Source organism: Mycobacterium sp. (genome assembly GCF_036490025.1).
GTDB lineage: Bacteria > Actinomycetota > Actinomycetes > Mycobacteriales > Mycobacteriaceae > Mycobacterium.
Genome location: NZ_DASXEP010000045.1, coordinates 1 through 9,463, shown reverse-complemented (window position 1 = coordinate 9,463; position 9,463 = coordinate 1). Strand labels below are relative to the sequence as shown.

At 64.7% G+C, this 9,463-nt stretch carries 12 protein-coding genes; 11 read left to right on the top strand and 1 reads right to left on the bottom strand.

Annotated features, from left to right (window positions below; translation table 11 throughout):
• Positions 1–637 (top strand): hydrogenase nickel incorporation protein HypB (gene hypB, locus VGG53_RS05405; protein WP_331516959.1); only part of this gene is annotated, 637 nt, incomplete at its 5' end.
• A 33-nt stretch (positions 638–670) separates the two neighbouring features.
• Here the strand turns inward: hypB and VGG53_RS05400 are convergent.
• Positions 671–1,138, bottom strand: a complete 468-nt coding sequence (locus tag VGG53_RS05400) for a hypothetical protein (protein WP_331516958.1) — start codon at positions 1,136–1,138, stop codon at positions 671–673.
• A gap of 478 nt (positions 1,139–1,616) precedes the next feature.
• Between VGG53_RS05400 and VGG53_RS05395 the strand changes: the two genes are divergently transcribed.
• The 10 genes from VGG53_RS05395 to VGG53_RS05355 form a co-directional block, all read left to right on the top strand.
• Positions 1,617–2,672: a hydrogenase expression protein HypE gene (locus VGG53_RS05395; protein ID WP_331516957.1), complete on the top strand. Its 1,056-nt coding sequence runs from the start codon at positions 1,617–1,619 to the stop codon at positions 2,670–2,672.
• Between the two features lie 43 nt (positions 2,673–2,715).
• Positions 2,716–4,515, top strand: coding sequence for a nickel-dependent hydrogenase large subunit (locus VGG53_RS05390; RefSeq protein WP_331516956.1), 1,800 nt, complete (start codon positions 2,716–2,718; stop codon positions 4,513–4,515).
• A 3-nt stretch (positions 4,516–4,518) separates the two neighbouring features.
• On the top strand, positions 4,519–5,454 hold the full coding sequence (locus tag VGG53_RS05385) for a NifU family protein (RefSeq protein WP_331516955.1): 936 nt from the start codon (positions 4,519–4,521) through the stop codon (positions 5,452–5,454).
• Between the two features lie 61 nt (positions 5,455–5,515).
• The gene (locus VGG53_RS05380; RefSeq protein ID WP_331516954.1) at positions 5,516–6,142 is read left to right on the top strand and encodes a DUF5947 family protein; all 627 of its coding nucleotides are present in this window, start codon (positions 5,516–5,518) and stop codon (positions 6,140–6,142) included.
• Positions 6,139–6,801, top strand: a complete 663-nt coding sequence (locus VGG53_RS05375; protein ID WP_331516953.1) for a DUF6084 family protein — start codon at positions 6,139–6,141, stop codon at positions 6,799–6,801. Before VGG53_RS05380 ends, VGG53_RS05375 begins: the two co-directional genes overlap by 4 nt.
• Positions 6,798–8,141 (top strand): hypothetical protein, encoded by a 1,344-nt coding sequence (locus VGG53_RS05370; RefSeq protein WP_331516952.1) that lies wholly within the window; start codon positions 6,798–6,800, stop codon positions 8,139–8,141. Before VGG53_RS05375 ends, VGG53_RS05370 begins: the two co-directional genes overlap by 4 nt.
• The gene (locus VGG53_RS23965) at positions 8,129–8,248 is read left to right on the top strand and encodes a DUF6893 family small protein (protein WP_414688890.1); all 120 of its coding nucleotides are present in this window, start codon (positions 8,129–8,131) and stop codon (positions 8,246–8,248) included. The genes VGG53_RS05370 and VGG53_RS23965 overlap by 13 nt, the downstream gene beginning before the upstream one ends.
• Before the next feature lie 17 nt (positions 8,249–8,265).
• Positions 8,266–8,766: a hydrogenase maturation protease gene (locus VGG53_RS05365; RefSeq protein WP_331516960.1), complete on the top strand. Its 501-nt coding sequence runs from the start codon at positions 8,266–8,268 to the stop codon at positions 8,764–8,766.
• 3 nt (positions 8,767–8,769) lie between these two features.
• Positions 8,770–9,015 carry a HypC/HybG/HupF family hydrogenase formation chaperone gene (locus VGG53_RS05360; RefSeq protein ID WP_331516951.1) on the top strand — a complete coding sequence of 82 codons (246 nt, stop codon included), beginning with the start codon at positions 8,770–8,772 and terminating at the stop codon, positions 9,013–9,015.
• The coding region (locus VGG53_RS05355; RefSeq protein WP_331516950.1) for an acylphosphatase at positions 9,008–9,463 on the top strand (456 nt) is incomplete at its 3' end. The genes VGG53_RS05360 and VGG53_RS05355, both read left to right, overlap by 8 nt.

Below are 9,463 nucleotides of genomic sequence, written 5' to 3'. Positions count from 1 at the left end.
CGAGAACGATGTCCGGGCCGGATTTAACCGAAATGCATTTGAGGACAACTGTGTTCGTGCGATCAACCTGATGAGTTCCCCTGGCTCCGGCAAGACGACGGTATTACAGGCCACCCTCGACGAACTCGCCGGCGAGATCGCCGTCGGTGTGATCGAGGGTGACATCGCCACCGACCTGGACGCCGCCAAGCTCGGTGGCCGGGGTGCCCAGATATCCCTACTCAATACCGGCAACGGATTCGGCGGCGAATGTCATCTCGACGCGCCGATGGTCAACCGCGCCCTACAGGGATTGGATCTGGACAGCCTAGACCTGGTCATCATCGAAAACGTCGGAAATCTGGTGTGCCCCGCCGAATTCGACGTCGGCGAACACGCCAAAGCGATGGTTTATTCGGTTACCGAGGGTGACGACAAACCGCTGAAGTACCCGGTAATGTTCCGCGCTGTCGACGTGGTGTTGCTCAACAAGATAGATCTGGTGCCGTACTTGGATATCGACGTCGACTCGTACATCGCCCGTGTTCGCGACGTCAACGAGACGGCGGCGATTTTGCCAGTCAGCGCCCGCACCGGTGTCGGCATGGCCGCCTGGTTCGGCTGGCTGCGACGGTTCACGGCAGGCACCACCGTCTAGAAGATCCGCGGTCTTCGCTCAACGAGCTGATGACTAAAGTCGCTTTTCGCCCCGGCTGGTGCCGGCGCTGTGGGCCGGGCCGACCCGGTCGTCGCCGAGGTCCGTCTCGGGTTGTTTCCCCGCCGGTTGCTCGTCGCCGGGTGACGCCGTCGCGCCGCCGGGAGTACTTCCCGGCGCAGGAGCTTTGTACGACGGCGACTCAACCGGTTTCACGCCCCCTTCGGCACCGTTTTCACCGGCCGACTTGGACTCGGTCTGGCGTCCCTCGTAAGGCGGCGTTGCTGGCGAGGTCGCCTGAGGCGTGAGGTTTCCGGGGCCGCCGACTTGGCCTTCCTCGGAGCCGCCGTGCGACGGGACCGCTTCGTCGCCTTGGACTGCGCCTTCCGGCCGGTCGGTAGGCCCACCACTCGGCCGGTCGGATCCGGCGTCACGCGACCCCATCTCGCCCCGCTCGGACTGCGGCTCCTCCGACAGCTGGCCGCCAGGCGTGGTGTCTTGCATAGTTCCTCCTCGTGACCCGCCGCGCGCACTGCGCGAACAAGTCACCTCGTGGCGTACCCGGGCGGACGAAACCCAAACCACATAGAACGCCCCGCCGCCTCTGCGACAAGTCCTGTTCGATCGCAACGTCGAGTCTCCGTGCCGCACATGCCCTGCTGCACAACGCGATCGGCCGATCATAAAGCGGGTGACTGAGCACCGAGCCGCACGACGACCGCCCCATACAGCCCAGATGCAAACTGATTGCAAGACAACGGGTGCGAGTGAGCTGGAGGAATTTGAGCAGCCTGCAGACTACGCTCAGCCGGAGCTGAGGGCAGCGAAATCCGAAAGCTCGTACCAAGTCTCCGGGTTGCCACCAGATCGTTGACAAGGTAGTTCGGCGAGAGTAGACCCAGGACATAGCGCCGCGTAAGCGGGCCGACAGTCGACTCCCGTGGTGTCAGGGACCTTAGCCCGGGCCCCGGAAAGCTGCGGTATGCCAACGGAAGCAGCAGTCAAAGCGGAAGAAACATTGATCCACGTGCTATGGATCAACGCGGGCCTCAGTTGTGACGGCGATTCGGTGGCGCTGACTGCCGCCACCCAACCTAGCGTCGAGGAGATCGCGCTCGGCGCGCTCCCCGGGCTACCCAAGATCGCCGTGCACTGGCCGCTGATCGACTTCGAATGCGGACCCAACGGAGGCGCGGACGACTTCCTCGAGTGGTTCTTCAAGGCCGACCGCGGCGAGCTCGAACCCTTTGTACTCGTCGTAGAAGGGTCGATTCCCAACGAGGCGATCAAGAACGAGGGTTATTGGTGCGGGTTCGGCAATAACCCGGCAACCGGGCAGCCGATGACCACCAGTGAGTGGCTCGACCGACTGACTCCGAAGGCGACGGCGGTGGTCGCGGTGGGGACCTGCGCCACCTACGGCGGCATCCACGCGATGGCCGGCAACCCGACCGGCGCGATGGGCGTACCGGACTATCTTGGCTGGGACTGGAAGAGCAAGGCGGGTATCCCAATCGTCTGCGTTCCCGGCTGCCCGATCCAGCCGGACAATCTGTCCGAGACGCTGACCTATCTGCTCTACATGGCCACCGGGCAGGCGCCGATGATCCCGCTCGACGATGCCCTGCGACCGCAGTGGCTGTTCGGGGCGACCGTTCACGAAGGCTGCGACCGGGCCGGCTACTACGAGCAGGGAGATTTCGCCACCGAGTACGGATCACCGAAATGCATTGTGAAGCTTGGCTGCTGGGGCCCGGTGGTGAAGTGCAATGTACCGAAACGCGGCTGGATCAACGGCATCGGTGGGTGCCCTAACGTCGGCGGAATCTGCATCGGATGCACCATGCCCGGGTTCCCGGACAAATTCATGCCGTTCATGGACGAGCCGCCCGGCGGCAAGGTGTCAAGTACTGCGGTCGGGGTGTATGGCTCGCTGATGCGCACCCTGCGCGGCGTCACCAACCGCACCCTCGACAAAGAACCGAAGTGGCGGCACAAGGGCGACACACTCACCACGGGCGCACACCGGACCTGGTGAGGCGCGACGCGACATCTCAGCAGAAGATAGGGAGCAAAGTTCGATGACAACGATCATCCCCGAGCCGTCCCACGCGAAGCGCGAGCCCGGCCAGCTTGTCGAGATGGCGTGGGATCCGATCACCCGGATCGTAGGCAGCCTCGGCATCTACACCAAGATCGACTTCGAGAACCGCGAGGTGGTCGAGTGCCACAGCACCTCGTCGATCTTCCGCGGCTACTCGATCTTCATGAAAGGCAAGGATCCACGCGACGCTCACTTCATCACCAGCCGCATCTGCGGGATCTGCGGTGACAACCACGCCACCTGTTCGTGCTACACGCAAAACATGGCCTACGGCGTCAAACCGCCACACCTCGGCGAATGGATCGTCAACCTGGGTGAGGCGGCGGAATACATGTTCGACCACAACATCTTTCAGGAGAACCTGGTCGGCGTCGACTTCTGCGAAAAAATGGTCTCCGAGACCAACCCGGGTGTGCTGGCCAAAGCCGAGAACACCCAGGCGCCGCATGCCGACATGCACGGCTACAAGACCATCGCCGACATCATGCGGTCGCTCAACCCGTTCAGCGGAGAGTTCTACCGAGAGGCGCTGCAGGTCAGCCGGACGACCCGAGAGATGTTCTGCCTCATGGAGGGCCGCCATGTGCACCCTTCCACGCTGTACCCCGGCGGGGTCGGCACGGTGGCGACCATTCAGTTGATGACCGACTACATGAGCAGGCTGATGCGCTACGTCGAGTTCATGAAGAAGGTCGTGCCCATGCACGACGATCTCTTTGATTTCTTCTACGAAGCGTTACCGGGTTATGAGCAGGTCGGTCTGCGCCGCACCCTGCTGGGTTGCTGGGGCTCCTTCCAGGATCCCGAGTACTGCAACTTCGAATACAAGGATATGGAGCAGTGGGGCCGCAAGATGTTCGTCACGCCCGGTGTGGTCGTCGACGGCAAGCTGGTCACCACCTCGCTGGTCGACATCAACCTCGGCATCCGGATCCTGCTGGGCAGTTCGTATTACGACGACTGGAACGATCAGGAGATGTTCGTCAAGACCGACCCGCTGGGCAACACGGTGGATCGGCGCCATCCGTGGAACCAGCACACCAATCCGCGTCCACAGAAGCGAGACATGGACGGCGGCAACTACAGCTGGGTGATGTCGCCGCGCTGGTTCGACGGCAAGGACCACTTGGCTCTTGACACCGGCGGCGGTCCGCTGGCCCGGCTATGGTCGACGGCACTGGCCGGCTTGGTCGACGTCGGCTACGTCAAGTCCACCGGTCATTCGGTACAGATCAACTTGCCCAAGACCACGCTCAAGGGACCAGTCGAACTCGAGTGGAAAATCCCCCAGCACGGGTCCAACACCATCGAACGCGACCGCGCCCGCACCTACTTCCAGGCTTACGCTGCCGCGTGCGCATTGCACTTCGCCGAAAAGGCGCTAGTCGAAATCCGCGCCGGCCGCACCAAGACCTGGGAGAAATTCGAGGTGCCCAAGGAGGGCATCGGTTGCGGTTTCACCGAGGCTGTGCGCGGCGTGCTGAGCCACCACATGGTGATTCGGGACGGCAAGATCGCCAACTACCACCCGTACCCACCGACCCCGTGGAATGCCAACCCGCGCGACAGCTTTGGCACGCCGGGACCTTACGAGGATGCGGTGCAAGGACAGCCGATCTTTGAGGAGAACGACCGGGAGCACTTCAAGGGCATCGACATCATGCGTACGGTGCGCAGCTTCGACCCCTGCCTGCCCTGTGGTGTGCACATGTATCTCGGCGAGGGCAAAACGCTGGAGCGGCTGCATTCACCGACGCAAGCAGCGACCGGGGAGTGATGTATGGCTGATCGCCCCGAGGAGTTGGAGGGGGACGCGCAATGGCGCTCGGCGGGCGATCGGATCCAGACGCTGCTGGACGCGACGTCGGTCGGCGGGACGGTGGCACGGGAGCGCGCCGAGCAGTTGGTTCGCGAGGTAGTCGAGCTCTACGGCGCGGGCCTCGCGCGAATTGTGACCACAGTCGCTGATCAGGCGGACCCCGGCACGCTCGACCGGCTGGCCGGCGATGACTTGGTGGCCAGCCTGCTGCTCGTCCACGGCCTGCACCCGCACGACGTGCATCGCCGGGTTTGCGACGCACTCGACCAGGTCCGGCCGTATCTGGGCTCGCACGGCGGCGATGTGCATCTGCTCGACATCGTCGACGACACCGTGCAGCTGCAGTTCGCCGGTAGCTGTAAGAGTTGCCCATCATCGGCGGTGACGCTGGAGCTTGCTGTCGAGGATGCGATTCGGTCTGCCGCACCGGAGATTTCGTCGATTGAACTGGTGACCCCCGAACTCGCGGCAGCGGTGATCCCAGCGGAATCACTGCTGGCTCAGGTTCATTCCAGGGCGCAGCCCAACAGCGGGGCCACCTGGCATCCGGTGCCCGAGCTGGCCGACCTGGCTCCCGGCGAAGTCGGCGGCTTCTCGGTCGCCGGCGTTGCGGTGCTGGCATGCCGGGTCGACGACCGGTTGTATGCCTATCGTGATCACTGCCCGGCCTGCGATGGATCTCTGGCCGGCGCGGCGCTGCACCGACGAGCCGCGGGCGGCGATCCGGTGCTGCGATGTCCACGCTGTCACGCGCATTTCGACGCCGTGCACGCCGGGGCGGGCCTCGATGACCCCGGCAACCAAGCCCAGCGCCATCTCGATCCCGTCCCGCTGCTGGTGCGCGACGGCGTGCTGTCCCTGGCGGTGCCGGCTGAGCCGATCGGTGCGTCGGCATGACTCGCGCCGGCGACGATCAACAGGACTGTGCGATCCGAACAGGGCGGGAGGAGCGGCGCAAATGAACACCGCCTACGACGTGCTGGCCCGCATCGCCAGCACCAGGCAAGCACCACAGCCGGCCGGGGAGCGGTGCGAAATGTGCTCGGAGGCCATCTCCGATGAGCACCAGCACGTGGTGAATGTGGCTGGGCGGCAACTAATGTGCGTATGCCGCGGCTGCTATCTGCTGTTCACCGACGGACACGCGCAGCTGCGGTACCGGGCGGTCCCGGACCGATATCTGTCATTTCCCGACTTCGCCCTCGATCGCTGCACCTGGGAACTGCTGCAGATCCCAGTCGGCCTGGCGTTCTTCTTCCGCAACTCTGCGCTCGATCGCACCGTTGCGTTCTATCCGGGACCGGCAGGAGCAACCGAATCCGATCTCGACCTCGAGGCGTGGACTGCGATCAACTCGGCCGACCCCCGGGTAGCCCTGCTCGCCGACGACGTCGAGGCGCTGCTTGTGCGAGTGCGCGAGGATGAGCAGCCCGATTGCTATCTGGTCCCGATCGATGCCTGTTACGAGTTCGTCGGCGGTCTGCGGATGTTGTGGCGCGGCTTCGACGGTGGGCAAGAGGCCCGCGAGTTCATCGACGCGTTCTTCGATCAGCTGGCAGCCCGCAGTACAGAGCGACGCCGATGACCAGCCCCACCGGCCAGCCGACCGCCTTGACATTCACCGTCCTCGACGTGGTCCCCGAGCCCTATGCGGCCGTCCCGATATTGGCCGCGCGCATCCGTGTTTCGGCGCCGGACGACGAGCCGGTGCACGCGATCGCGCTGCGCTGTCAGGTCCGTATCGAGCCGTTGCGACGCCGTTACTCCGACGACGAAGCGGCGGCGCTGACTGATTTGTTCGGGCCGCGGGAACGCTGGGCCACCACCCAGCGCACCTTCCTGTGGCAGCATTGCGCGGCGATGGTGCCGGCGTTCGTGGGCACCAACGAGATCGCTCTGTCCCTGGAGTGCACCTACGATTTCGAGGTCGCTGCCGCCAAGTACTTGCACGCGTTGGGCGACGGCGCCTTACCACTGCAATTCCTGTTCAGCGGAACCGTGTTCACGGCGGGCCAGCGCGGCTTCTCCGTTCAGCAGGTGTCGTGGGACTGCGAGGACCGCTACGACATGCCGGTGGCGGTGTGGCGGGAGCTGATCCGGCAGCACTACCCGAATAGCGGATGGGTGCGCCTGCCTCACGACACAATCGCCGCGTTGGCTGCCTACAAGTCGACGCGGGGCCTGTTGAGCATCGAGGACGCGGTCACCACACTGCTGGACGCGGCGCATCAGGAGGCGCGATGACCGCGGACTGGGACCGGGCCCGCGCCGTCGCCGACGCAGTCCTGTACGAGGGTTACCTACTCTACCCGTACCGCGCGACCTCGAGCAGGAACCGATCACGTTGGCAGTGGGGCGTTTTGGGCCCAGCCGGCGCGGCCGACGCCGGAATCGGCGAGGACGACACCATCGCGGCGCAGTTTCTCGTCGACGGGGCGCAAGCAATCACCCTGGTGGTGCGCTTCCTGCAACTGCAGCACCGCCGTGTCGAACGCGATACCGGTGGCGGCCGTTTCGAAGCCGTCGACGAGCTGATCACGCCAACTGGCTCGTGGTTGACCTGGGACGAAGCGATCGAGTGTGAAACGTCGTTCGGACCTTTTGCTCTCGATGATCCGGCCCAGTCGTGGACGGTGTCGCTGACCGCCCCAGCGGCAACCGACATCGAACTGGTCGAAGGCGGTCGGCTGGTCCGGCACCGGCGCGAGGTGAGCGCCGCGTTGACCGTGAGCGTCGAGCCCGACGATGCGCTGCACCGGGTCTCGGTGCGCATCACCAACACGGGTGCCCCTGCTGCCGACAAGGAAGATGCGATCGCGCGATCCCTGATCGGCACCCACGCCATCGCGGAAGTCGTTGGCGGCGAATTCGTCTCGCTCCTCGAGCCACCGCCACACGCCACCGACGCGGTGTCCCGATGCACCCGGCACCGCTGTTTCCCGGTGCTGGCGGGTCCGCCCGGCGCCGGGGATCTGCTGCTGATCTCCCCGATCATCCTGTACGACCACCCCGAGGTCGCCGAACAGAGCGAAACAGCGTTATACGACTGCACCGAGATCGACGAAATCCTGACCCTACGGGTGATGACGATGACCGACCAGGAGAAGGCGCAGGCCCGGGCCACCGACCCGTTAGCAGCGCAGATCATCGACCGCTGTGACTCGATGTCGTCCGAGGCCATGTCGCTCCTGCATGGAACCCTACGGAACCCGCGGGAGCCTGCCGGCCTGATTCCGGAGGTGCCCGATGGCGTGGACTGGTGGGACCCGCTGGCCGACAACGCCGTACAGCCCGACCTGGACGCGGTGCTGGTGAATGGTGTCCGGGTGGCGCGGGGCAGTCGGGTACTTCTGCATCCGGGGCGCCGGGCCGACGCACAGGACCTGTTCTTCGCGGGCAAGACGGCTCGCGTCACCACCGTGCACGAAGACGTTGACGGCAACCAGCACGTCGGCGTCGTCGTCGAGGACGATCCGGCGGCCGACCTGCACGAGTGGTACGGCCGCTACCTGTACTTCTCGCCCGACGAAGTTGAACCACTCGAAATCACTACCACAGAAAGGAATTCGACATGGCGATCTTAGGCTGGGTGTTCATCGGCATCCTGGGGCTATTCGTTCTGACCGGACTCGTGATGGGCCTGATATCCCTTCCGGATGCCCGGCGGTACCTCAAGATCCGGCACATGTAGCGTCACCGGACAGTACGATTCCAGTGCGCATCCTGGTGGCCGGTATCGGCAATATCTTCCTCGGCGATGACGGATTTGGCTCCGAGGTAGTCCGGCACGTCCCAGTCCAGCAGGACGATTCGGGCGTGCGGGCCGTCGACTACGGCATCGGGGGCATGCACTTGGCCTACGACCTGCTTGACGACTGGGACGCGCTGGTCCTCATCGACGCGGTACCCAACCGCGGCAGCCCGGGGGCTCTGCACGTCTTCGAGGCCGACCATGAATCACATTCGGCCACAGCCGCTCTGGATGCCCACAGCATGAATCCCGCGGCAGTGTTCGACAGCCTGAAGGCACTCGGCGGCACACCGCCCTACACGGTCGTCGTCGGCTGCGAAGTCGGAAGCGTCGAGGAAGGTATCGGTCTTACCGAGGCGGTCGCGGGTGCGGTGCCACGAGCCGTCGACGCCGTCGAGGAAGTCGTCGCGGGACTGCGGACTCGACCGCCGGTGGCATCGGCGGAAGGACAGGGCTGAGCGATGTGTCTGGGTATACCGGGCCAGGTAGTCAGCACGCTGGACGGTTACGAGGGGCAACTCGCGCTGGTCGACGTCGCCGGAAAGCAACGCAAGGTGAATGTCGGCATGTTGCCGGAGGAAACGTTCGCACCCGGTGACTGGGTGATCATTCACATGGGGTTCGTCGTCGAGAAGACCGACCAGGCCGGCGCCGAGCAGGCGATGACCGGTCTGGAGTTGATGGGCCGGAGCCGCGACGATGACTGACACGCTCGTGCACATCGATAGCGTCCGGCAACGGTTCACCGTGACCGGTGTCGTTCAGGGGGTGGGGTTCCGTCCGTTCGTCCACCGGATCGCCACCGACCTTGGTTTGACCGGATTCGTCGGTAACAATTCGGGCGCGGTCTTCCTCGAAGTGCAGGGGCCTGGCGCGCGCATTGACGCATTCCGTCGTCGGCTGCGCGCCGAGGCGCCACCATTGGCGGCGATCGGTGCTATCCACGTCGTCAACGTCGACACTGAGACGCTGTGCGACAGCGGGTTTCGGATCGTGGAAAGCCAGCCGGTTGCCGGTGCCACCACCCCGATCCCGCCCGACATCGCCGTCTGCGGCGACTGCATCGCCGAGCTGTTCGAGCCGAGCGACCGTCGTTACCGGCACCCCTTCGTGACGTGCACCAACTGCGGTCCCCGGTTCACCATCATCCATGCC

Coding starts and splice junctions, on each gene's coding strand:
- VGG53_RS05400 (WP_331516958.1), bottom strand. CDS start 1,138: ATGCAAGACACCACGCCTGGCGGCCAGCTGTCGGAGGAGCCGCAGTCC.
- VGG53_RS05395 (WP_331516957.1), top strand. CDS start 1,617: ATGCCAACGGAAGCAGCAGTCAAAGCGGAAGAAACATTGATCCACGTG.
- VGG53_RS05390 (WP_331516956.1), top strand. CDS start 2,716: ATGACAACGATCATCCCCGAGCCGTCCCACGCGAAGCGCGAGCCCGGC.
- VGG53_RS05385 (WP_331516955.1), top strand. CDS start 4,519: ATGGCTGATCGCCCCGAGGAGTTGGAGGGGGACGCGCAATGGCGCTCG.
- VGG53_RS05380 (WP_331516954.1), top strand. CDS start 5,516: ATGAACACCGCCTACGACGTGCTGGCCCGCATCGCCAGCACCAGGCAA.
- VGG53_RS05375 (WP_331516953.1), top strand. CDS start 6,139: ATGACCAGCCCCACCGGCCAGCCGACCGCCTTGACATTCACCGTCCTC.
- VGG53_RS05370 (WP_331516952.1), top strand. CDS start 6,798: ATGACCGCGGACTGGGACCGGGCCCGCGCCGTCGCCGACGCAGTCCTG.
- VGG53_RS23965 (WP_414688890.1), top strand. CDS start 8,129: ATGGCGATCTTAGGCTGGGTGTTCATCGGCATCCTGGGGCTATTCGTT.
- VGG53_RS05360 (WP_331516951.1), top strand. CDS start 8,770: ATGTGTCTGGGTATACCGGGCCAGGTAGTCAGCACGCTGGACGGTTAC.